19 protein-coding genes and 1 pseudogene are annotated in these 22,973 nt (G+C 73.4%); 13 read left to right on the top strand and 7 right to left on the bottom strand.

Annotated features, from left to right (window positions below; genetic code table 11):
- Positions 1-119 precede the first annotated feature (119 nt).
- The 10 genes from ACFY0D_RS00480 to ACFY0D_RS00435 all read left to right on the top strand — a co-directional run bounded on the left by ACFY0D_RS00480 (position 120) and on the right by ACFY0D_RS00435 (position 12,070).
- A complete protein-coding gene (locus ACFY0D_RS00480) occupies positions 120-1,790 on the top strand; it encodes a protein kinase (RefSeq protein WP_390796251.1) in 1,671 nt (556 codons plus the stop codon).
- Positions 1,791-1,984: 194 nt separating this feature from the next.
- Entirely contained in the window at positions 1,985-2,500 is a 516-nt protein-coding gene (locus ACFY0D_RS00475; protein ID WP_390796250.1) for a hypothetical protein, read from the top strand.
- Between the two features lie 95 nt (positions 2,501-2,595).
- Positions 2,596-3,249: a PadR family transcriptional regulator gene (locus ACFY0D_RS00470; protein WP_390796249.1), complete on the top strand. Its 654-nt coding sequence runs from the start codon at positions 2,596-2,598 to the stop codon at positions 3,247-3,249.
- Positions 3,250-3,274: 25 nt separating this feature from the next.
- On the top strand, positions 3,275-4,033 hold the full coding sequence (locus tag ACFY0D_RS00465) for an ABC transporter ATP-binding protein (protein ID WP_390796248.1): 759 nt from the start codon (positions 3,275-3,277) through the stop codon (positions 4,031-4,033).
- 101 nt (positions 4,034-4,134) lie between these two features.
- The gene (locus ACFY0D_RS00460) at positions 4,135-6,891 is read left to right on the top strand and encodes an FtsX-like permease family protein (protein WP_390796562.1); all 2,757 of its coding nucleotides are present in this window, start codon (positions 4,135-4,137) and stop codon (positions 6,889-6,891) included.
- Between the two features lie 116 nt (positions 6,892-7,007).
- Positions 7,008-7,547 carry a bacterial proteasome activator family protein gene (locus ACFY0D_RS00455; protein ID WP_030014634.1) on the top strand — a complete coding sequence of 180 codons (540 nt, stop codon included), beginning with the start codon at positions 7,008-7,010 and terminating at the stop codon, positions 7,545-7,547.
- Between the two features lie 242 nt (positions 7,548-7,789).
- Entirely contained in the window at positions 7,790-8,653 is an 864-nt protein-coding gene (locus ACFY0D_RS00450) for an NTP transferase domain-containing protein (protein WP_390796247.1), read from the top strand.
- Positions 8,650-9,978 (top strand): molybdopterin molybdotransferase MoeA, encoded by a 1,329-nt coding sequence (locus ACFY0D_RS00445; RefSeq protein WP_390796246.1) that lies wholly within the window; start codon positions 8,650-8,652, stop codon positions 9,976-9,978. The genes ACFY0D_RS00450 and ACFY0D_RS00445 overlap by 4 nt, the downstream gene beginning before the upstream one ends.
- The gene (locus tag ACFY0D_RS00440; protein WP_390796245.1) at positions 9,966-11,066 is read left to right on the top strand and encodes a potassium channel family protein; all 1,101 of its coding nucleotides are present in this window, start codon (positions 9,966-9,968) and stop codon (positions 11,064-11,066) included. The genes ACFY0D_RS00445 and ACFY0D_RS00440 overlap by 13 nt, the downstream gene beginning before the upstream one ends.
- Before the next feature lie 26 nt (positions 11,067-11,092).
- A complete protein-coding gene (locus ACFY0D_RS00435) occupies positions 11,093-12,070 on the top strand; it encodes an NAD(P)H-quinone oxidoreductase (protein WP_390796244.1) in 978 nt (325 codons plus the stop codon).
- A 127-nt stretch (positions 12,071-12,197) separates the two neighbouring features.
- Here the strand turns inward: ACFY0D_RS00435 and ACFY0D_RS00430 are convergent, their stop codons facing one another.
- From ACFY0D_RS00430 to pdhA, 3 genes are read right to left on the bottom strand one after another with little or no spacing between them, the layout of a single operon-like run.
- Positions 12,198-13,526 carry a dihydrolipoamide acetyltransferase family protein gene (locus ACFY0D_RS00430; protein WP_390796243.1) on the bottom strand — a complete coding sequence of 443 codons (1,329 nt, stop codon included), beginning with the start codon at positions 13,524-13,526 and terminating at the stop codon, positions 12,198-12,200.
- The gene (locus tag ACFY0D_RS00425; RefSeq protein WP_189738634.1) at positions 13,526-14,494 is read right to left on the bottom strand and encodes an alpha-ketoacid dehydrogenase subunit beta; all 969 of its coding nucleotides are present in this window, start codon (positions 14,492-14,494) and stop codon (positions 13,526-13,528) included. Before ACFY0D_RS00425 ends, ACFY0D_RS00430 begins: the two co-directional genes overlap by 1 nt.
- A gap of 47 nt (positions 14,495-14,541) precedes the next feature.
- Positions 14,542-15,678 (bottom strand): pyruvate dehydrogenase (acetyl-transferring) E1 component subunit alpha, encoded by a 1,137-nt coding sequence (pdhA, locus tag ACFY0D_RS00420; RefSeq protein ID WP_390796242.1) that lies wholly within the window; start codon positions 15,676-15,678, stop codon positions 14,542-14,544.
- A 178-nt stretch (positions 15,679-15,856) separates the two neighbouring features.
- Here pdhA and ACFY0D_RS00415 point away from each other — a divergent pair, with 178 nt between their 5' ends.
- Complete coding sequence (locus ACFY0D_RS00415) at positions 15,857-16,435, top strand: Lrp/AsnC family transcriptional regulator (protein WP_390796241.1); 579 nt, start codon at positions 15,857-15,859, stop codon at positions 16,433-16,435.
- Positions 16,436-16,535: 100 nt separating this feature from the next.
- On the opposite strand, the gene ACFY0D_RS00410 is transcribed toward ACFY0D_RS00415, so the two are convergent.
- Both ACFY0D_RS00410 and ACFY0D_RS00405 read right to left on the bottom strand, forming a co-directional pair.
- Positions 16,536-17,123 (bottom strand): TetR/AcrR family transcriptional regulator, encoded by a 588-nt coding sequence (locus ACFY0D_RS00410; protein WP_351152267.1) that lies wholly within the window; start codon positions 17,121-17,123, stop codon positions 16,536-16,538.
- Positions 17,120-18,664 carry a 3-hydroxyacyl-CoA dehydrogenase gene (locus ACFY0D_RS00405; RefSeq protein WP_390796240.1) on the bottom strand — a complete coding sequence of 515 codons (1,545 nt, stop codon included), beginning with the start codon at positions 18,662-18,664 and terminating at the stop codon, positions 17,120-17,122. Before ACFY0D_RS00405 ends, ACFY0D_RS00410 begins: the two co-directional genes overlap by 4 nt.
- 124 nt (positions 18,665-18,788) lie before the next feature.
- Here ACFY0D_RS00405 and paaN point away from each other — a divergent pair, with 124 nt between their 5' ends.
- A complete protein-coding gene (gene paaN, locus ACFY0D_RS00400; protein ID WP_390796239.1) occupies positions 18,789-20,471 on the top strand; it encodes a phenylacetic acid degradation protein PaaN in 1,683 nt (560 codons plus the stop codon).
- Between the two features lie 45 nt (positions 20,472-20,516).
- On the opposite strand, the gene ACFY0D_RS00395 is transcribed toward paaN, so the two are convergent.
- Entirely contained in the window at positions 20,517-21,164 is a 648-nt protein-coding gene (locus tag ACFY0D_RS00395; protein ID WP_390796238.1) for a MerR family transcriptional regulator, read from the bottom strand.
- A 100-nt stretch (positions 21,165-21,264) separates the two neighbouring features.
- Between ACFY0D_RS00395 and ACFY0D_RS00390 the strand changes: the two are divergent.
- A pseudogene (locus tag ACFY0D_RS00390) lies at positions 21,265-22,200 on the top strand (hypothetical protein); the annotation flags it as partial.
- On the opposite strand, the gene ACFY0D_RS00385 reads toward ACFY0D_RS00390, so the two are convergent.
- Positions 22,153-22,917 carry a TrmH family RNA methyltransferase gene (locus ACFY0D_RS00385; RefSeq protein ID WP_390796237.1) on the bottom strand — a complete coding sequence of 255 codons (765 nt, stop codon included), beginning with the start codon at positions 22,915-22,917 and terminating at the stop codon, positions 22,153-22,155. The pseudogene ACFY0D_RS00390 and the gene ACFY0D_RS00385 overlap by 48 nt on opposite strands.
- Positions 22,918-22,973: the final 56 nt, after the last annotated feature.

The raw sequence follows: 22,973 nt of genomic DNA, 5'->3' as shown, positions 1-22,973 counted from the left end.
GTGCCCGTGTGGTCACGGAACGGGCACCTGGCTTGACGTGTGCTTGCCCTCGGGCAGACTGGGCGCCATATGCGCCCGGCCAGCGGCGTGGGGACACATCCCGAGGGGAAGCAACAGTCATGAGCCAGGACGGCACTCAGGGCCAGTACGCGGGCGGCTCTCTGGCCGGTGGCCGTTACCAGCTAAGGGACTTGCTGGGTGCGGGCGGCATGGCCTCCGTGTACCTGGCGTACGACTCGGCCCTCGACCGACAGGTCGCCATCAAGACGCTGCACAGCGACCTCGGCCGCGAGCAGTCCTTCCGCGAGCGATTCCGCCGCGAGGCCCAGGCTGTAGCGAAACTGTCGCACACGAACATCGTCTCGGTGTTCGACACCGGCGAAGGCGAAGTGACGTTCGGCGGCGGCGCCGCGGGCGACGGCGCGGTGATGCCGTACATCGTCATGGAGTACGTGGAGGGCCGGCCGCTGGGCTCGGTGCTGGAGGAGGACATCCGCCTGCACGGGGCCATGCCGGCGGACAAGGCTCTGAAGGTGACGGCCGATGTGCTGGCCGCCCTGGAGACCAGCCACGAGATGGGGCTCGTCCACCGCGACATCAAGCCCGGCAACGTGATGGTGAACAAGCGCGGCGTGGTCAAGGTGATGGACTTCGGCATCGCCCGCGCCATGCAGTCGGGGGTCACCTCGATGACGCAGACCGGCATGGTCGTCGGCACCCCCCAGTACCTCTCGCCCGAGCAGGCGCTGGGGCGCGGGGTCGACGCCCGTTCCGACCTCTACTCGGTCGGCATCATGCTGTTCCAGCTGCTGACCGGGCGGATCCCCTTCGACGCGGACTCGCCGCTGGCCATCGCGTACGCCCATGTGCAGGAGGAGCCGGTCGCCCCGTCCTCCGTCAACCGGTCGCTGACCCCGGCGATGGACGCGCTGGTGGCACGGGCCCTGAAGAAGAACCCGAACGAGCGTTTCCCCACGGCCGCGGCCATGGGCGACGAGGTCGCGCGGGTGCTGGGCGCCGGGCAGACCGGAGCGCCGGTCATCGTCCAGGGCCAGGGGCCCCTGAGCAGCGGCGCGGGTGTGGCCTCGGCGGTGTTCCCGCCGGTGGAGTCCGGGTACCAGGCGCCCCCGCAGTCGGTGCAGCAGCCGTATCAGGCGCCGCACACCCCGGCGCCGGCCCCGTACGCGCCGACGCCGGCCCCACAGCACGCGCAGGGCGGCTACGCCTACCCGCACACGCCCCCGCCGCAGCAGCAGTACGGGCCGCAGACCCCGCCGCCGTACACGATCTCCCCGACGGGCACGCAGTCCGCGGCGGGCTCGTCCGCGGCGGCCGGTGACGGCAAGCGGAACAGGCCGGTGGTCGTGGGCGCGATCGCGGTGGCGCTGCTGGCCGTGGGCGGTCTGATCGCGGCGATCTCGATGAACGGCGACGACGACAAGGGGGGCACCACGGCGGACCCGGGGAGCTCCGCGTCCGCGTCGGCCTCCGCGAAGGCCGGGTTCAAGGGGCCCGACCTCACGCGCACGATCGACAAGAAGAAGTGCACGGAGCCGGTGAAGCACTACAGCGAGGCCGGCAAGTACTCGGCGCCGGACCTCAAGTACAAGAACCTGCTCTCCGTGAAGGAGTGCATCCAGGCCTCGGGCGGCAGGTACACGATCGTGCCGAAGGACGAGGCCGTGTACGGCAAGGACACGGTGCTGTTCCAGTCCCCGGCCGCCGGCGAGAAGATCGACAAGGAAGGCACGGAGTACACGCTGACCGTGTCGACCGGCAACCCCGAATAGCGCGACAGTCTCCGCCGCGCGGCGCCGCCCGGCGGAGCCCCGGCGGCGCGGCACGAAGCGCAGTCCGACACACCGGCATCCCGGACACCCCGATGGGGCGTCCGGGATGCCGCTTTTGCCCCACTATGTAAATCTGGGCGCATATCTCTGACGCGCAGCGAGCAGCTCGTGGCTCGGGACGGGAGGGGCTCCCCGTGATCCAAGGCTTCCGCCCGCCGCACTGGCTGGCCTGCGCGGCCCTGGCCGCCGCCGCGCTCGCGCCCACCGCTTCCGCGTCCGCCGGCCCCTACCTCACCCCGGCCCGGCAGGTCGCCGCGCCCGCCGCACCCGCCTCCCCCGACGACCCCTACGAGGAGCTGGCCGGAAGCGTCGCCGGGGTCGGGCGCGAGCGCCCCGGGCGGCCGGTCGGCGAGCCCGCCAACCCGGAGCTGACGGTGGCCTCCCGCCCGCTGCCGGCCCGCCCGCGCACCGAGCCAGCCGATCCCGCCGCGCCCGCCGATCCCGCCGCGCCCACCGCCACGACCCCTCGTCCGCCGACGGCCGCCGTCGCCGCCCCGAGCCCGCCGTCGGCGGTGGTCACCGCACTCGGCACCGGGACCAACGACCGGGCCGCCGACCTGGCCGCGCACATACTGCCGCTCGGCACCGGATTCGCCCTGATGGGCCTCGGTCTCGGCTACATGGGGATGCGCCTGCGCCGGGGGATGTGAGCGGCCCGTACCTCCCGCTCCGGGCGGCGTCCCCCTTGCGACGTACACCTCAGGATGGTTGCCGTGCGTGAACATACTCGGTATACATACCGAGTATGTCGATCCGTCACGGGCTACTCGCCCTGCTGGAACGGGGTCCTCGGTACGGCTCCCAGCTGCGCACCGAGTTCGAATCCCGCACCGGCTCCACCTGGCCCCTCAACGTCGGGCAGGTGTACACGACCCTCGCCCGTCTCGAACGGGACGGCCTCGTCGCCCCCGGCGGCGAGGACGCCGCCGGCCACACCCTCTACGCCATCACCGACGCCGGGCGCACCGAGCTGCTCCAGTGGTACGAGCGGCCCGTCGACCGGGCCAACCCGCCCCGCGACGAGCTGTCCATCAAGCTCGCCATGGCCGTGGGCGCCCCCGGCGTGGACATCCGCTCGGTCATCCAGTCCCAGCGGCACGCCACGATCAAGGCGATGCAGGACTACACCCGGCTCAAGGCCACGGCGCTCGCCGCGGTCGAGAGCGGCCAGTCCCGCGAACGCGACGACGTGGCCTGGCTGCTCGTCCTGGAACAGCTGATCTTCCAGACCGAGGCCGAGGCCCGCTGGCTCGACCACTGCGAAGCCCGGCTCGTCCGGCTCTCCCTGCCGGCCGACCGGAGAGCCGCGGACCCCGAACGACCCCAGGCCGCCGCAGCCGGGACCCCGGCCCCGACCACCACCACGCCGCCCCGTACCGCTCGTACGCGCCGTGGCTGAACCACCGTTCCAGGGGGGACACTCCATGCCTGACCAGCCCCAGCCCCAGCCTCAGTCCCAGCAGCCCGTGCTGCAGTTGGACCGACTCGTCCGCACGCACGGCAGCGGTGCCACCGAGGTGCACGCCCTGCGCGGGATCGACCTCTCCGTCTTCCCCGGCGAACTCGTCGCCGTCATGGGCCCTTCCGGCTCCGGCAAGTCCACGCTGCTCACCCTCGCGGGGGGCCTCGACACCCCGAGCGGCGGCCGGGTGATCGTCGAGGGCACCGACATCACCGCGGCGAGCCGCAAGCAGCTGGCCGCCCTGCGCCGCCGCAGCATCGGGTACGTCTTCCAGGACTACAACCTGATACCGGCCCTCACCGCCGCCGAGAACGTGGCACTGCCCCGGGAACTCGACGGGACCTCCGCCCGCAAGGCCCGCGCCTCCGCGCTCGCCGCGCTGGAGGAGATGGGCCTCGGCCAGCTCGCCGACCGCTTCCCCGACGAGATGTCCGGCGGCCAGCAGCAGCGCGTGGCCATCGCCCGCGCCCTCGTCGGCGACCGCCGCCTGGTCCTGGCCGACGAACCGACCGGCGCCCTCGACTCCGAGACCGGCGAGTCCGTCCTCGCCCTGCTGCGCGCCCGCTGCGACGCGGGCGCCGCCGGGATCCTCGTCACGCACGAGCCGCGCTTCGCCGCCTGGGCCGACCGCGTGGTCTTCCTGCGCGACGGCAGCGTGGTCGACGAGACCCTGCGCAGCCACGCCGACTCCCTCCTCTCCGGGCAGGCGGCCGGCCAGTGACCTCTCCGCTCCAAGGCTGGTACCACTCCTGGGTCGCGGCCCTGCGCATCGCCCGCCGCGACGCCTGGCGCGCCAAGGGCCGCAGCGCCCTCGTCCTTGCCATGCTCGCCCTGCCGATCGTCGGGGTGAGCGCCGCCGACCTCACGCTGCGCAGCGCCGAGCTCTCCCCCGAGCAGACCGTCACCCGGATGATCGGCACCGCCGACGCCCGGGTGAGCCACTCGCACATGTCCGGGCCCGTCAACCAGACCCCCGACGGCTCAAGATCCGCGCCCGTCGGCGGTTACAAGGACTACGACCCCTCGAAGGCCTCGCGGGAGAAGCCGGAACCGGTGGAGTCCCTGCTCCCGGCCGGTTCCCAGGTCCTCAAGGACACCAGCGGTTACACCAAGGTCCGCACCACGCACGGCCTGCTCGACACCCAGCTGCGCGAACTCGACACGCACAGCTCCCTGGTGAAGGGCATGATCACGCTCAACCGCGGCCGGCTGCCCGCGGCCCCGCACGAGGTCATCGCCACCCAGGCCTTCCTGAAGGACTCCGGCCTCTTCGTCGGCTCCTCGGTCACCCCGCGCGGCGCCACTTCCCCGTACAAGATCGTCGGCGCCTACGAGCTGCCGGACGAACTCTCACGCCCCGAGATCATCGCCCCGCCCGGGACGCTGATCGCCCCGCTGAACAAGGCGCTGGAGGCCTCCGGCGGGCGCACCGTGACCCCCGACGACAACTACCTGGTCAAGGTCGGCGGCGCGGGTGTCACCTGGGACGCGGTCAAGGCGGCCAACACCAAGGGCCTGGTCGTCGTCTCCCGCGCCGTCATCCTCGACCCGCCCGCCGACTCCGAGGTCCCGCTCTACCGGGACGAGCCGAAGGCGATGTTCGAGGACAACGGCAGCAAGGCCGTCCAGATGGCCATCCTGGCCACCGTCGTGGGCCTGGCCATGCTGGAGATCTGCCTGCTCGCCGGACCGGCCTTCGCGGTCGGCGCCCGCCGCTCGCGCCGCCAGCTGGGCCTGGTCGGCGCCAACGGCGGCGACCGGCGCCACATCCGCTCCATCGTGCTCTCCGGCGGCCTGGTCATCGGCGCCGTCGCCGCCGTCATCGGCACCGTCGTCGGCGTCCTGCTCACCGTCGTGCTGCGGCCGGTGCTGGAGGACACGCTCGGCAACCGCTTCGGCGGCCTCGACTTCCGCCCGCTGGAACTGGCCGGCATCGCCCTGCTCGCCGTGATCACCGGCCTGCTGGCCGCGATCGTCCCCGCAGTCACCGCCTCCCGGCAGACCGTGCTGGCCTCCCTGACCGGCCGCCGCGGCATCCGCCGCGCCAACCGGGTGCTGCCCGTCCTCGGCCTGATCGCCGTCGCCGCAGGCGCCGCGATCGCCCTCTACGGCACCACCTCGGAGCTGGGCAGCACCGTCGTCGCGGGCGGCAGCGCCCTCGCCGAACTCGGCATCGTCGCCCTCACCCCGGTCCTGGTCGGCCTGTTCGGCCGGCTCGGGCGGTGGCTGCCGCTGTCGCCGCGGCTCGCGCTGCGCGACGCCGTGCGCAACCGCGGGCGTACGGCTCCCGCCGTGGCCGCCGTACTGGCCGCCGTCGCCGGAACCGTCGCCGTGGCGACGTACCAGCAGAGCTTCGACGTCCAGATGCGCCACGAGTACCGGGCCGAGCTGCCGCACGGCACCGGGCTGCTGGAGACCAGCGAGAACAGCGCCTACAAGGAGGTGCCCGCGCTCCGCGAGGCCCTCTCCCGGGAACTGCCGCTGGCCCAGCGGGCGGACATCGACCGGGTGGTCGTCGGCAAGCCGGGCTGCGAGTCGTTCTCCGGGGACCCCGGCTGCGGCCGCGCCGAGGTCATCACGCCCAAGGAGCAGCGCTGCCCGCTCTACGAGGACGCCAAGGGCAGCTCGGCCTTCCCCGAGGAGCAGCGCAAGGAACTGCGCCAGGACTGGCGCTGCCAGGACTCGCGGTTCGGCACGCAGCATTCCGTCCTCGTCGGCGACGAGAAGGTGCTGAGCGTGCTCGCGGTGACCGACCCGGGCTCCGTGGCCGCCCTCAAGGCCGGCCAGGCCGTCTCCTTCGACAAGCGCCAGGTCAGGCACGGCCAGATCACCCTGCGGATCATCACCGAGCAGGGCGAGGACGACATCATGCTCGGGCGCTACGACGATACGCCCGGTGAGGACAAGGTCCTCCCCGTCCACGTGGCGCCCGACTCGGCCCAGAGCTGGGGCGTCGAGCTGATCCTGCCGCCCTCGGCGGCCAAGGCCGCCGGACTGGTCACCGCGCCCGTGGGCTCGTACTTCAGCCTCGACGGTACGGCGTCCACGGAGCAGCGCCAGAGGATGGACGGGGAGATCGACCGGATGGGCGTGGAGGCCTCCCTGCGCATCGAGGCGGGGTACGAGGGCGACAACAGCCTCGTCATGCTGGCCCTCGCCGTCTTCGCGGGACTCGTCACCATCGGCGCGGCCGGCATCGCGACCGGGCTGGCCCAGGCCGATGCCGAGGCCGACCTGAAGACGCTGGCCGCGGTGGGCGCGGCGCCGCGGGTGCGGCGGACGCTGAGCGGCTTCCAGTGCGGGGTGGTCGCCCTGATGGGCGTCGTCCTGGGCTCGGCGGCCGGGATCCTGCCCGCTGTCGGCCTGCGCCTGACGGAACAGCGGGAAGCGGAGGCGCTCTACCGCGAGTCGATCGAGCAGGGCTTCGCGGCGGTGACGGAAGCGGTGCCGTTCGTACCGATCTCCCTGCCGTGGGAGACCCTCGGCGGGCTCGTCGTCGTGGTTCCGCTGGGCGCGGCCCTGCTGGCCGCCCTGGTCACCCGCTCCAGCGGCGCGCTGGCCCGCCGGGCCGCGGGATAGGGCCAGGGGCCGAGACCGGTGCCACCGGTGCCACGCTTGGTGCCCCCGTACAGGGTGGATCACGACTGTACGGGGGCACACCGTGTGAGTACGGAGGTGTGCGAGAGAATGACGGCATGGAGATGCCGAGGAGTGAACGGTCGCAGGACAGCCCCCCGCACGTCCTGATCGTGGGACAGGACGGGACGGCGGTCGGCGACGCCGATGACGAGTCGCGCGAGGTCCCGGTGACGGAAATGGTCGAACAGCCCGCCAAGGTCATGCGGATCGGCAGCATGATCAAGCAACTCCTGGAAGAGGTACGTGCCGCGCCTCTCGACGAGGCGAGCCGGGTCCGGCTCAAGGACATCCATGCCGCCTCGGTCAAGGAGCTGGAGGACGGCCTGGCTCCGGAGCTCGTGGAGGAACTGGAGCGCCTGTCGCTTCCGTTCACCGAGGAGGCCATTCCCTCCGAGGCCGAACTCCGGATCGCCCAGGCCCAGTTGGTGGGCTGGCTGGAGGGTCTCTTCCACGGCATCCAGACGGCCCTGTTCGCGCAGCAGATGGCGGCGCGGGCCCAGTTGGAGCAGATGCGCCGCGCCCTCCCGCCGGGCGGGCCGCACGACGACGACGAGGACGGCGGCCACGGCGCGATCCGCTCGGGCCCCTACCTCTAGCCCCCGTCGGGCAGCGGAAAAGCGGGTCCGGCCCACGCCCCACGGCGCGGCCCGGACCCGCTTTCGCCATCTTCAGCCCCGCCAGGGGTACCTCCCAGCGGTAGCTGGGGGAGTTCGAGGCGCGGGGGTCCGGGGGCAGCGCCCCCGTCCAACGGCGCGGCACCCCGCATCCCCGCGGGGGGGGTGGGCCCCCGAGAAGTGCGGCTCCCGGCCAGGGACATGGCCGCCGCATACTCAAGGGCATGAGCTACGACGCGATCGTGCTGGCCGGCGGCGCCGCTCGGCGACTCGGCGGGGCCGACAAGCCCGCGCTGAGCGTCGGCGGCCGCGCACTCCTCGACCGCGTCCTCGACGCCTGCCCGGACGCCCGGACCACCGTCGTGGTCGGCGGTCGCCGCCCCACCGCGCGCCCGGTCCGCTGGACCCGCGAGGACCCGCCCGGCGGCGGCCCCGTGGCCGCGCTGGACGCCGGGCTGCGCCGGACCACCGCCGAGCAGGTCCTCGTGCTCTCCGCCGACCTGCCGTTCCTCGACCGGGAGACCGTACGGGCCCTGCTGGACGCCCCCGGCACGGACGGGGCGATGCTGCGCGACCCCGACGGCCGGGACCAGCCGCTGGTCGCCGCCTACCGGGCCGAGCCGCTGCGCCGCGAGATCGCCCTGCTCGCCGCCGAGCACGGCACCCTGGCCGGGCTCCCGCTCCGTGCCCTCACCGCCGAACTGGACCTCGCCCGCATCACGTCACGGCCACTCGCCTCCTTCGACTGCGACACCTGGGACGATCTCGCCGCCGCCCGCGCCAGGATCAGGGAGCATGGAACCGTGCTGGACCAATGGATCACCGCCGTCAAGAGCGAACTGGGCATCGACCTCCCCGTCGACACCAAGACCCTGCTCGACCTCGCCCGGGACGCCGCCCACGGCGTCGCCCGGCCCGCCGCACCGCTGACCACCTTCCTGGTCGGCTACGCGGCCGCCCACGCCGCCGCCACCGGCGCCGACCCCGCCCAGGCTGTCGCCGAGGCCTCCCGCAAGGCGGCCGCCCTGGCGCTGCGGTGGGCCGACGAGGCAGCGGCCGACACCGCCGAACAGAACGGCTCCGGATGACCCCCACGAACTCCGCCGAGCAGGCCCTCGACGAGGCCCTGGCGCTGGTCAGCCGCGCCCCCGAGGGCGGCGGCACGGGCGGCGCCGGAGGCGGCGCGGGCGGCCACCGCGCGTCCGGCTGGCAGCGGGCCCGGGACACCGCCGCCCACGCCGGGAGCAGGGTGCTGCCCCGCACCCACCGCGTGCCCCTCGCGGACGCCCTCGGCGAGGTCCTGGCCACCCCCCTGGACGCACTGACCGACCTGCCGTCCTTCGACACCTCCGCCATGGACGGCTGGGCCGTCGCGGGCCCCGGCCCCTGGAGCCTGCGCGCCGGCGGCGGCGTCCTGGCCGGCTCCGAGCGGCCGGAGCCCCTCACCGACGGCGAGGCCGTACGCATCGCCACCGGCGCCCGGATCCCCATCGACACCACCGCCGTCATCCGCAGCGAACACTGCCGCGAGGCCGGCACCCAGCTCTTCGCCGACCGGCCCGTCCTCACCGGCCAGGACATCCGCCCGCGGGGCCAGGAGTGCCGCTCCGGCGACCTGCTGCTGCCCGCCGGCTCCCTGGTCACCCCGGCCGTGCTGGGGCTCGCCGCGGCCGCCGGGTACGACGAGCTGACCACCCGGCCCCGCCCCCGCGTGGAGATCCTGGTGCTCGGCGACGAGCTCCTCACCGAAGGCCGCCCGCACGAGGGGCTGGTCCGCGACGCCCTCAGCCCCATGCTCGGGCCCTGGATGGAGCGCCTCGGCGCCGAGGTCGTCCGCACGCGGCGGCTCGGCGACGACCCGGCGGGGGCCGCGGCCCTGCTGGAGGCCGTCACCACGAGCACCGCCGATGTCCTCGTCACCACGGGCGGCACCGCCTCCGGACCCGTCGACCACGTCCACCCGGTGCTGCGCGAGGCCGGCGCCGAACTGCTGGTCGACGGGGTGGCGGTGCGCCCCGGGCACCCCATGCTGCTGGCCCGCATCGGGTCCGGGACCCCCGACGGGGACACGGTGCGCCATGTGGTCGGACTGCCCGGCAACCCGCTGGCCGCCGTCTCCGGGCTGCTGACCCTCGCCGAACCCCTGCTGCGCGCCCTCGCCGGCCGCCGCGGGCGCCCCCGCTACACGGCGCCGGTCCAGGGCGACGTGCCCGGCCACCCGTACGACACCCGGCTGGTCCCGGTCGTGCTGAGCGACGAGCACGCGGTGCCGCTGCGCTACCACGGACCTGCGATGCTGCGCGGTGTGGCCGCCGCCGACGCGCTGGCCGTCGTACCGCCCAAGGGCGCGCGGTCCGGGCAGGAACTGGAGATTCTCGATCTGCCCTGGGTTTCTGGAGGATGTTTCACGTGAAACTGCACGGCCAGGACTCCATGGCCCGCGGCGCCGACGAGAAGCTCGTCTCCCGGCGCATCAAGCTGCCCAAACGCGTCGTCGAGGCTCCGCTGAGCCAGGTCGGCAAACGTCTGCTGATGGCCCTGTTCGTGCTCTTCCTGACGGTCTTCGTCGTGTGGCTGGACCGCGAGGGCTACCACGACAACGCCAACGAGCAGGTCGATCTCCTCGACTGCTTCTACTACGCGACGGTGACGCTGTCCACGACCGGTTACGGCGACATCGTGCCGTACAGCGACAGCGCACGACTGATCAACATCCTGGTGATCACGCCGCTGCGCGTGCTGTTCCTGATCATCCTGGTCGGTACCACCCTGGAAGTCCTGACGGAACGGACGAGGGAAGAGTGGCGGCTCAAGCGCTGGAGGAAGAACTTGCGTGAGCACACGGTCGTCGTCGGCTTCGGCACGAAGGGCCGCTCGGCCCTTCTGACGCTGCTGGCCACCGGCCTCTCCAAGGAGCAGGTCGTCATCGTCGACCCCAGCGCCAAGGTGATCGACACGGCCAACGCGGAGGGATTCACGGGCGTGGTCGGCGACGCCACCCGCTCCGACGTCCTTCTCCGCGCGGAGCTGCAGAAGGCCCGTCAGATCGTCATCGCCACCCAGCGGGACGACACGGCGGTCCTGGTCACCCTGACCGCCCGGCAGCTCAACCGCGGGGCGAAGATCGTCGCGGCGGTGCGCGAGGAGGAGAACGCCCCGCTGCTGCGCCAGTCCGGCGCGGACGCGGTCATCACGAGCGCGAGCGCGGCCGGCCGGCTGCTGGGCCTCTCGGTGCTCAGCCCGAGCGCGGGCACCGTGATGGAGGACCTGATCCAGCAGGGCAGCGGCCTCGACCTCATCGAGCGTCCCGCCCGCAAGGCCGAGGTCGGCAAGTCGGTACGGGACACCGAGGACCTGGTGGTGAGCGTGCTGCGCGGGCACCGGCTGCTCCCGTACGACGATCCGCACGCGAGCCCGATCCAGCTGACGGACCGTCTCATCACCATCGTGCGCGCGGCGTCGCCGACGTCGCCGCCGGTGCGGCTGGGTCCTGCCGAGTAGCCGCGCCGTGGCGTAGCCTCCGGGCCATGCATGCGATCACCATCGAGCAGCCCGGCGGCCCCGAGGCCCTGGTCTGGGCCGACGTACCCGATCCGGTGCCGGGCGAGGGCGAGGTCCTCGTCGAGGTCGCGGCGAGCGCCGTGAACCGCGCCGACGTACTCCAGCGACAGGGGTTCTACGATCCGCCGCCCGGCGCCTCGCGCCATCCGGGGCTGGAGTGCTCCGGGCGGATCGCCGCGATGGGGCCGGGGGTGTCCGGCTGGTCCGTGGACGACGAGGTGTGCGCCCTGCTGGCGGGCGGCGGGTACGCGGAGCGGGTGGCCGTGCCGGCGGGGCAGCTGCTGCCGGTTCCGGCGGGAGTGGACCTGGTGACGGCCGCCGCGCTGCCCGAGGTCGTCACGACCGTGTGGTCCAACGTGTTCATGGTGGCGGGGCTCCGCCCCGGCGAGACCCTGCTGGTGCACGGCGGGTCCAGCGGTATCGGGACCATGGCGATCCAGCTGGCGAAGGCGGTGGGCGCGACGGTCGCCGTGACGGCGGGCGGACCGGAGAAGCTGGCACGCTGCAAGGAGCTGGGCGCGGACATCCTGATCGACTACCGCGAGCAGGACTTCGTGGCCGCGCTGCGCAAGGCGACGGGCGGGGCCGGGGCGGACGTGATCCTGGACATCATGGGCGCGAAGTACCTCGCGCGGAACGTGGACGCCCTGGCCGTGAACGGGCGGCTCGCGGTGATCGGGCTCCAGGGCGGGGTGAAGGCCGAGCTGAACCTCGGCGCGCTGCTGGCCAAGCGGGCGGCGATCACCGCCACCTCGCTGCGCGCCCGCCCGCTGGAGGAGAAGGCGGCCATCGTCGCCGCCGTACGGGAGCACGTGTGGCCGCTGCTGGCCTCGGGGCGGATCCGCCCGGTGGTCCACGCGACCTTCCCGATGCGAGATGCCGCTGAGGCCCACCGGGTCCTGGAATCCAGCGCCCACGTGGGCAAGCTGCTGCTCACGGTGTGAGAGCCGGGCGCGGCGCCGCTGCGGTGGCGCCGCCCCCGCCCCCACCCCCGGGCAGAGCCCGGGAAACGGCGAAAGGGCGGGGCGGGGGCAGGCTCCGCGCTGCGGTACCGCCCCCGCCCGCGCCGAGCTACAGGCTGCGCAGCAGGACCGCCGGGGATTCGACGCAGTCGGCGACGTGGCGGAGGAAGCCGCCCGCCGTGCCGCCGTCGCAGACCCGGTGGTCGAAGGTCAGCGACAGCTGGACGACCTTGCGGACCGCCAGCTGACCCTCGTGGACCCACGGCTTGTCGATGATCCGGCCCACGCCGAGCATCGCCGCCTCGGGGTGGTTGATGATCGGCGTGGAGCCGTCGACCCCGAACACCCCGTAGTTGTTCAGGGTGAAGGTGCCGCCGGTCAGATCGGCCGGGGCCAGCTTACCGGCCCGAGCCAGCTCGGTCAGCCGGGCGAACTCCGCCGACAGGGACTCCGGATTGCGGTGCTGCGCGTCCCGGACCACCGGGACCACCAGGCCCCGCTCGGTCTGCGCGGCGAAGCCCAGGTGCACCGACGGGAGCCGGACGATCTCCTTGGCCGCGAGGTCCACGGTGGAGTTGAGCTCCGGGTACCGGGCCAGGGCGGCCGTGCAGATCCGGGCCAGGAGCGCGAGCACCGAGATCTTGGACCCGCCCACGGCGTTCATCGCGGCCCGGGCGGCCATCAGCTCCGTGGCGTCCGCGTCGACCCAGCAGGTGGCGTCCGGGATCTCCCGGCGGCTGCGCGACAGCTTCTCGGCGACCGCCCCGCGCACCCCCTTGAGCGGGATCCGCTCGCCCTGTGCCGACACCGCCGTCGGCGCCACCGCGGCGACCGGGGCCGGCTCGGGCGCCCGCAGCGCGGCCAGCGCCGCCTCGACGTCGGCCCGCAGGATCAGCCCCTCGGGCCCCGACCCCTGCAGCGCGCGCAGGTCGACCCCGCCGTCCTTGGCCAGCTTGCGCACCAGCGGCGAGATCACGGGAACCGGCCCGGCAGGAGCCACCGGGACCGCCGGAACCGGAGCCGGAGCCGGGGCCGCGACGGGCGGCGCCGAGACCGCGGCGGTGACGGGTCGCACCCGTCGCCGACGCGCCGGACGCGAGTGGTCCTCGCCGTAGCCGATCAGCGGCCGGGGCACGCTGCCGGTGCCCTCGGCCTCGGCCGCCTGCGCGGCCGGGGCCTCCGGGAGCGACACCGCTCCCACCGCCACGGTGATCAGCGGTGCTCCGACGGGCAGTTCCGTGCCCTCCTCCCCGAAACGGGCGGTGACCACACCGCCGTAGGGGCACGGAACCTCCACCATCGCCTTGGCCGTCTCGACCTCGACCACCGGCTGGTCGATGGCGACGACATCGCCCACCGCGACCAGCCAGCGGACGATCTCGGCCTCGGTCAGGCCCTCCCCGAGATCGGGAAGCTTGAATTCCATTACCTGCGGCATCAGTTCTCCCACTGCAGGCGGGCCACGGTGTCCAGGATCCGGTCCACACCCGGCAGGTGGTGCTTCTCCAGCATCGGCGGCGGGTAGGGGATGTCGAAGCCCGTCACCCGCAGCACCGGCGCCTCCAGGTGGTGGAAGCACCGCTCGGTGACCCGGGCGGCGATCTCCGCGCCCGGTCCGCCGAAGCCGCCGGCCTCGTGGACCACCACCGCGCGCCCGGTGCGGCGTACGGACTCCACGACCGTGTCCTCGTCGAAGGGGACCAGCGAGCGCAGGTCCACGACCTCCAGGTCCCAGCCCTCCTCGCGCGCCGCCTCTGCCGCCTCCAGGCACACCGGCAGCGAGGGCCCGTAGGTGATCAGGGTCGCGCTCGTGCCGGTCCGCCGGACCAGTGCCTTCCCGATGCCCGGCACGGCCGCCGGCGCTTCGGGCCGCCAGTCGGCCTTCGACCAGTAGAGCCGCTTCGGCTCCAGGAAGACCACCGGGTCGTCGCTCGCGATCGACGCGCGCAGCAGCCCGTACGCGTCCTCGACCGTCGCCGGGGTCACCACGTGCAGGCCGGGCGTGGCCACGTAGTACGCCTCGGAGGAGTCGCAGTGGTGCTCCACGCCGCCGATCCCGCCGCCGTAGGGCACCCGGATGGTGATCGGCAGCGGCATCGCGCCGCGGGTGCGGTTGCGCATCTTCGCCACGTGCGAGATCAGCTGCTCGAACGCCGGGTAGGCGAACGCGTCGAACTGCATCTCCACCACCGGCCGCAGCCCGTACATGGCCATGCCGACCGCCGCGCCCAGGATTCCCGCCTCCGCGAGCGGGGTGTCCGTGCAGCGCTCCTCGCCGAACTCCTTCGCGAGCCCGTCCGTGATCCGGAAGACCCCGCCCAGCGTCCCGACGTCCTCGCCCATCACGTGGACCGTCGGGTCCTCGGCCATCGCGTCGCGCATCGCCCGGGTCAGGGCCTGCGCCATCGTCGCGGGCTTGGCCCCCGACTTCGCGGACTTCGCCGCCACCGTCGTCACGCCTGGTCCTCGGCTTCCAGCTCTGCGCGCAGCATGGCCGCCTGCTCCCGCAGCCGGTCCGTCTGCTCCGCGTACACGTGCGCAAACAGGTCCATCGGGTCCACCACCGGGTCCGCGTTCATCCCCTCGCGGAGCGCCGCGGCCATCGCCTCGGCGTCCTCGCGCACCGCCTGGATCGCCGCCTCGTCGATGATCCCGCGGGCGGTCAGCTCACGCTCCAGCAGCTCGACCGGGTCGTGCGCCTTCCAGGCCTCGACCTCGGCGTCACCGCGGTAGCGGGTCGCGTCGTCGGCGTTCGTGTGGGCCTCCATGCGGTACGTGACGGCCTCGATCAGGGTCGGACCACCACCCGCCCGGGCCCGGCGGACCGCCTCGGTCAGCACCTCGTGCATGGCGGCGATGTCGTTGCCGTCGACCAGCCGGCCGGGCATCCCGTACCCCACGGCCTTGTGGGCGAGGGTCGGGGCGGCGGTCTGCTTGGCGAGGGGGACGGATATCGCGAAGCCGTTGTTCTGCACGAGGAAGACCACCGGGGCCTGCCAGACGGCGGCGAAGTTCAGTGCCTCGTGGAAGTCGCCCTCGCTGGTGCCGCCGTCGCCGACCATGGCGAGGGCGATGACGTCGTCGCCGCGCAGCCGGGCCGCGTGCGCCAGGCCCACCGCGTGCGGCAGCTGGGTGGCGAGCGGGGTCGAGAGCGGGGCTATGCGGTGCTCGCGCGGGTCGTATCCGGTGTGCCAGTCGCCGCGCAGCAGGGTCAGGGCCTGTACGGGGTCCAGTCCGCGCGCGACGGCCGCCAGGGTGTCCCGGTAGCTCGGGAACAGCCAGTCCTGGTCCTCCAGGACCAGTGCGGCCGCGATCTCGCAGGCCTCCTGGCCGACGGTGGAGGGGTACACGGCGAGCCGGCCCTGCTTGGTGAGCGCCGTGGCCTGGGCGTTGTAGCGCCGGCCGCGCACCAGCTCGGCGTAGCAGCGGCGCATCAGCTCCGGGTCGAGCCGGTCCGCCGCCTCGGTGCCCAGCACCCGGTAGGGCTCGGGGTCCGGAAGCAGCGGAGCGGCATCCGTGCGGGGGCTCCAGGCGGGCGGCTGGGTGGAACGGTGGGACGCACCGGCACCGGGCAGCTCTTGGACCGTCATGGCGGCGTACACCTCCTCGTGGGAAGCGGGCAGGGGGTGCCCCGGGTGTGAGGCCCCTCACCTACCGATTGTTCGGTTGTCTGCGCAATTTGGCTACAGGCGGCTCCAGGCTGTGGACAAACGGGCGCCGGGGCCCTGGGATGGATGCAGGACGTCCAGGAGAGGGAGGCATCGGGCAATGCCGGATGAACAAATGGCCGGAACGGGTTCCGCACCGGCTGCGCCGGGAGGCGCCCCGGGAGCCACTTCGGGCCCGCCCGTCGCGCCCCGTCCCCTGGATCCGATCGACCGGTCGATCATGCGGCTGCTCCAGGCGGACGGCCGCGCGTCGATACGGTCGGTGGCGGAGCAGGTGCACGTCTCGCGGGCGAACGCCTACGCCCGGATCAACCGGCTCATCGACGACGGGGTGATCCGCGGGTTCACGGCCCGCGTCAACCACGAACGCGCAGGCCAGGGAGCCTCCGCCTACATCACCCTGAAGATCGTCCAGAATTCCTGGCGCACGGTCCGCGAGCAGCTGCGCGAGCTCCCCGGCGCGGCGCACATCGCGCTGGTCAGCGGCGATTTCGACGTCCTGCTGCTGGTGCACACCCCGGACAACCGGACCCTGCGCGAGTTGGTCCTGACCCGGCTCCAGGCCATCCCGGAGGTCCTCTCGACGCGCACCCTGCTGGTCTTCGAGGAGACGGATCTGCTGGACACCGGTCCGGGCCCGGGCGGCGGCGCCCCGACGATCGCCGAAGACAGCCTTTAGGCGGGTCCCCGGCCGTCCGGGTGTGACAGCCGTCCGGGTGTGACAGCGCCCCCGGTGCGGCCTGTACGGCCGTTCCGGGGGCGGTCGGGTGCCCGGCGGGTCAGCGGGCGGTGCGCAGGCCGTCGAAGGCGAGGTGGACCACCGCGTCGGCGAGCTGGGCGTGGCCGTCGCCCGGGTTCGGGCGGTACCACTCGACCAGGGAGTTGACCATGCCGAAGAGGAGCCGGGTGGCGAGACGTATGTCCACGTCGGCGCGCAGGTCGCCCTCCACCGCGGCGGCCTTGAGCAGGTCCGCGACCTGGTGGTCGAACTCGCGGCGGCGTTCCAGCGCCCAGCGCTCGGTGCGGGTGTTGCCGCGTACGCGCAGCAGCAGCGTCACATACGGCAGCTCGCCGACCAGCACCTCGACCGTGCGGCGCGTGACGTACTCGACGCGCTCGACCGCCCGGCCCCGCACCGCGCCGGGCTCCTCCAGGATCCCGAAGAGCCCGTCGAGGGCACGGCTCACGGCCCTGCGCAGCAGCTCCTCCTTGCCCGCGACGTGGTGGTAGATCGAGGACTTCGAGATGCCCGCGGCCTTGGAGAGGTGCTCCATCGAGGTGCCGTCGTAGCCGCGCTCGTTGAAGACCTGGACGGCGACCGACAGCAGTGTCTCGGGGGTGTAGGTGTCCCGCTTGGCCGTCGTCATTCGTTCTCCCCCGTGTCGTCCTGGTCGCCCTCGTCTTCGCCGGCCTCGTCGCCGTCCTCGTAGCCCAGTTTGAACAGGGCGAGGGAGGGTGCGTAGCGGCCGCCGGGGACGCGTTCGTCGAGGTTGTGCAGCAGGTCGTAGGCCCAGTCGCGGCCGAGCCGGTCGTGCCATTCGGCCGGCCCCAGCGGGTAGTTGACGCCCAGCCGCATCGCCGTGTCGATGTCCTCGGCGGAGGCGGCCCCCCGCGCGACCGCGTCGGCCGTCAGGTCGATCAGCATCGCGACGGTCCGCGCGACGATCATGCCGGGGACGTCACCGATCACGGAGACCTGCTTGCCCAGCTTCTGGAAGAGGCCGACCGCCTCCGCGAGGGTCCGCTCGCTGGTGTCCTCGCTCGCGGAGAGCGCGATCCGGGTGGCGCCGCGGTAGTCGAGGGCGAGGTCGAAGTAGACGACGTCCGCGAACTCCACCGAGGTCTTGCCGTCCGCGAGGACCAGCTGGCCCTCGCCGGGGAGCTGGATGTACGGACCGCCCTGCTCGGTGGCCGCGACCGCGATCCCGGCCTCCTCCAGCAGCTCCACCAGGCCGGCGGCCGGGCCGAGGTCACCGACGACGGTGACCTTCGCCGGGGCCTGCTCGGGCGCGGCGGTGTGCGGGCGCGCGGGCTCGGCGTCCGGGCCGTACGGGTACCAGCCGTGCCCGTTCTTGCGGCCGAGGCGGCCCGACTGGACGAGGCGGCGCTGGGCGAGGGAGGGGGTGAACTTCGGGCTGCGGAAGAAGGACTCCCACACCGAGCGGGTCACGGCCTCGTTGACGTCCTGGCCGATCAGGTCGGTCAGCTGGAAGGGGCCCATCTTGAAGCCGCCGCTCTCGCGGAGCACGGCGTCGATGGTGGCCGGGTCGGCGCCCTGCTCCTCGTACACCGCGAAGGCCTCGGCGTAGAAGGGGCGGGCGATCCGGTTGACGATGAACCCGGGGGTGTCGGCGCAGCGGACCGGCGTCTTCCCCCAGCCGAGGACGGTGCGGTACGCGCGCTCGGCGGCGGCCGGGTCGGTGGCGAAACCGCTGACCACCTCGACGAGCGGGAGCAGCGGGGCCGGGTTGAAGAAGTGCAGGCCGAGGAAGCGGCCGGGGTGCGCGAGCCCGGCGGCGAGCTCGGTGACCGAGAGGGAGGAGGTGTTGGTGGCCAGCAGCGCGTCCGGCGCGACCACCTCTTCGAGGGCGGCGAAGAGCGTCTGCTTCACGGTGACGTTCTCGACCACCGCCTCGATGACGAGGGCGGCCCCGGCGAGGTCCGCGAGGTCGCCGGCCGGTGCGATCCGGCCGATCGCCTCCTCGGCCTCGGCGCGGTCCAGCCGGCCCTTGGCGGCCATCCGGTCGATCCGGTCCTGGACGAAACCGACGCCGTCGGCGGCGAGCGTGGCGTTGATGTCGTAGATCAGCACGCGGTGACCTGCGAGAAGGGCGACCTGGGCGATGCCCTGTCCCATGGTGCCGGCGCCGACGACCGCCACTGTGCGGGACCGCTCGATTGCTGTCATGCCCTGATCCTCCCGCACACACTTGTCCACAGGTCCGCCGGGCCCTCTTGTCCCGACCGATCGTTCGGTTACTCTAACTCCAGTCTGCTCTCCTTCGCCCGGCTCAACGAGGAGTTGGTCCCTGATGGCCGCCGAGCTCACCGTCCCCCAGCTGTCCGCCAAGCACCGGCCCACCCTGGACCAGGCCCTGTCGGCGATCCGCAGCCGTGCCTACTGGTCCCCGCATCCCGAACATCCCAAGGCGTACGGCGAGACCGCGCCCGCCGACGGGCTCGCCGCCTTCGAGGCCCTCCGCGGCACGCGGCTGGACCTGGGCCAGCCCGGCACCGACGGCTGGACGGGCGCCGAGGTGTCCCCGTACGGCCCGGAGCTGGGTGTCGAGTACCCCCACGTGGACCCGGACGTGCTGCTGCCCGCGATGAAGGCCGGCATGGGTGCCTGGCGCGACGCGGGACCCGAGGCGCGCGCCCTGGTCTGCATCGAGATCCTGGCCCGCATCTCCGCCCGGACCCACGAGTTCGCGCACGCGGTCATGCACACCAGCGGCCAGGCCTTCATGATGGCGTTCCAGGCCGGCGGCCCGCACGCGCAGGACCGTGGCCTGGAGGCCGTGGCCTACGCGTACGAGGAGCAGACCCGGGTCCCGGGCCAGGCCGACTGGTCGAAGCCGCAGGGCAAGAAGGACCCGCTGCAGCTCGGCAAGACCTTCACCGCGGTCCCGCGCGGTATCGCCCTCATGATCGGCTGCAACACCTTCCCGACCTGGAACGGCTACCCCGGCCTGTTCGCCTCCCTCGCCACCGGCAACGCGGTGCTGGTCAAGCCCCACCCGCGGGCCGTGCTGCCGCTCGCGCTGACCGTCAAGGTCGCGCGGGAGGTGCTGGCCGAAACCGGCTTCGACCCGAACCTGGTGGCCCTCGCGGTCGAGCGCCCGGGCGAGGGCATCGCCAAGACCCTCGCGGTCCGCCCCGAGATCAAGCTGATCGACTACACCGGGTCCACGGAGTTCGGGGACTGGCTGGAGACCCACGCCCGCCAGGCGCAGGTCTACACGGAGAAGGCCGGCGTCAACACCGTCGTCCTGGACTCCACCGACAACTACAAGGGCATGCTGTCCAACCTGGCGTTCTCGCTGTCCCTGTACAGCGGCCAGATGTGCACCACCCCGCAGAACCTGCTGATCCCGCGCGACGGCATCGCGACGGACGCCGGCCACAAGACCTACGACGAGGTCGTCGCCGACCTCGCGGCCTCGGTCGGCGGTCTGCTGGGCGACGACGCCCGGGCCAACGCGCTGCTCGGCGCGCTGGTCAACCCGGACGTCAAGACCCGGCTGGAGGCCGCGGCCGCCCTGGGCGAGGTCGCGCTGGCCTCCCGGGAGGTCGTGAACCCCGAGTTCCCGGACGCGGTGGTCCGCACTCCCGTCATGGTCAAGCTGGACGCCGCCAAGGCGGACCCGGAGGCGCCGTACCTCTCCGAGTGCTTCGGCCCGGTCTCCTTCGCGGTGGCCGTGGACACCACCGCCGACGCCCTCGACCTGCTGCGCCGCACGGTGCGGGAGAAGGGCGCCATGACGGTGGGCGCGTACACCACGTCCCCCGACACCGAGCGGGCCGTCGAGGAGGTCTGCCTGGAGGAGTCCGCGCAGCTCTCCCTGAACCTGACCGGCGGGGTGTTCGTCAACCAGACCGCCGCGTTCTCGGACTTCCACGGCTCCGGCGGCAACCCGGCGGCCAACGCGGCCCTGTGCGACGGCGCCTTCGTCGCGAACCGCTTCCGGGTGGTGGAGGTCCGCCGCCAGGCGTAACCGCGTCACCGCAGACCCCCGGCCCGGGTGGACCGCGCCCTCCTCCTACTCCTGCCGCTCCTCGGCGAAGAGGCGGGAGGAGGCGTCCACCTGGGCCATCCTGCGCAGGGCCGCGAACACCGCGTCGCCCACCACGGTGCCCACGACCACCGCCTCGACCAGGCCCTCGCGGTCCGCATGGCGGGCCGTGTACTCCAGGTCCACCCGGGCCACCATCTCGGCCGCGTCGGCGTAGTCGTCGAGCAGTTCGGCGAAGGAGCCGTGGCCCACCCGCGCGAGTGAGGCGAGGGCGGCCGCGAGCGCGTCGGCCGCCTTGTTCCCGGGCTGGATGCACCAGCCGCGCGCCTCGATCAGCCGCATCACCCGTTCCCGGGCCAGCACCGCCTCGGCGTCGTCGTGGCCCCCGCCGTCGCCGTACTCGGGCACCAGCCGCTGGGCCGCGGCGCCGAGCAGCTTGTGCACCGGCCGCTCCTTGTCGTCGATGGCCACGAGGACGTCTCCGATGGCCGCCACCGACAGCCCGCCGACCTCCAGCAGGGCACGGATCAGCCGCAGCCGCCGCTCGTGCCCGTCGTCGTAGCTGGCCTGGTTGGGGCTGCTCAGCTCGCCCGGCGGAAGCAGGCCCTCCCGGACGTAGTACTTGATCGTCGGTACCGGAACCCCGGTTCGGCGGCTCAACTCTCCGATGCGCATGGCGTTTTCACTCGTTTCTTCTTGCCCCGTCCCCGCCCATCATAGATAGTGGGACTATCAGATAGCGGCGAGCGTCACTATCTATTCCTCTGGGGGTCCCATGCCTGCGTTACGTACCTGGCACCGTCCACTGACCGTGTTCGCCGGCGTGATGGCGGTATGGGCCGTCGGCTCGGCCGTGGGTCTCGCCGTCGACGGCCGCGTGCTGGTCGGCGCCCCGATCTGGGCCAAGCCCTTCAAGTTCGCCGTCTCGTTCGTCGGCTACGCGCTCAGCCTGGCCTGGATGCTCTCCCTGGCCGTCGCCGCCCGCCCCCGCCTGCGCAGGCCCGCCTGGTGGGCCGGTACCGTCGTCGTCGCCGCCAGCACGGTGGAGATGCTGCTCATGACGGGTCAGGTGATCCGCGGCCGCCAGAGCCACTTCAACCAGCAGACCCCCCTCGACGCGCAGATCTACAGCGCCATGGCCGTCACCGTCGTCGTGCTGTGGACGGCCACGCTCGTCATCGCCGTCCTGCTCTTCCGGTCCCGCGTCGCCGACCGGGCCACCACCTGGGCGATCCGGACCGCCGCCGTCCTCGCCCTCGCGGGCGCGGGAATCGGCTTCCTGATGACGACCCCCACCGAGGCCCAGCTCGCGGTCGACGACGCACCGGTGGCGGGCGCCCACAGCGTGGGGGTGCCGGACGGCGGACCCGCCATGCCGCTGACCGGCTGGTCGACCACCGGCGGTGACCTGCGCATCCCGCACTTCTTCGGCATGCACGCCCTGCAGCTGCTCCCGCTGTTCGTGCTCCTGCTGGCCGCCCTCGCCGGGCGCTTCGCCCTGCTGCGCCGGGAGCGGGTGCGGCTGCGGCTGACCCTGGTCGCGGGCGGGGTCTACGCGGCGGTGTTCGCGCTGGTGACCTGGCAGGCACTGCGCGGCCAGGCGCTGGTCCACCCGGACGCGGCGACGCTCGGCGCGGCCGCGGCGATCGCGGCCGGGGGCCTCCTAGGAGTCCTGGCCGCCCTGTTCGTGGGCCGCCGGGGGGCCGCCCCAGTGGAAGAGGGTCATGGCCACGCTGGTGGCGAGGTTGTAGCTGGAGACCTGGGGGCGCATCGGCAGGGAGACGAGGTGGTCCGCCCGGGCGCGCAGCTCCGGTGAGATCCCGTGGCGCTCCGAGCCGAAGGCGAGCAGGGCGTCGTCCGGGAGGGTGAGGGCGCGGATGTCCGCGCCCTCGGGGTCGAGCGCGTAGAGCGGCCCGGGCGGCAGCTCGTCCAGAGCGAGGCGCTCGACGGTGGTGGCGTAGTGCAGCCCGGCCCCGGCCCGGACGACGTTCGGGTGCCAGGGGTCGAGGTCGCCGCGGGTCACGACGCCGGTGGCGCCGAAGCCGGCGGCGAGCCGGACGACGGCTCCGACATTGCCCAGATTGCGGGGGTTGTCGAGGACGACGACCGGCGCCGGCCGGGGCATCCTCCCCAGCCCCGCGATGGCGGCGGCCCGGTCGGGCCGTACCGCGAGGGCCGCGACCCCGGTGGGATGCACGCGCGCCAGCACCTCCTTGAGCCCGGCCCGCCGCACCAGCCGCACCACCGCGGCCTCGACGTCCGGAGCCAGCTCATGGGCCAGCGCCCGTACGGCGCCGGGGTCCTCGGCGATGACCATCCGCACATCGGCCCCGAACCGCAGGGCGTGCTTCAGCGCGTGAAACCCGTCGAGCAGCACGAGGTCCCCCGCCTGCTCGGCCTCCCGCCATTCCCGCACCGTGTCGTCCATACCCCGACCCTACGGTCCGCCGCACGCCGCCCCGGACCCCGGGAGCGGCGCCGCAG

Source organism: Streptomyces sp. NPDC001502 (assembly GCF_042894785.1).
In the GTDB taxonomy this organism is placed as follows: domain Bacteria; phylum Actinomycetota; class Actinomycetes; order Streptomycetales; family Streptomycetaceae; genus Streptomyces; species Streptomyces kutzneri.
The sequence above is the reverse complement of the archived record's forward strand: the minus strand, read 5'-3'. Positions and strand labels throughout refer to the sequence as shown.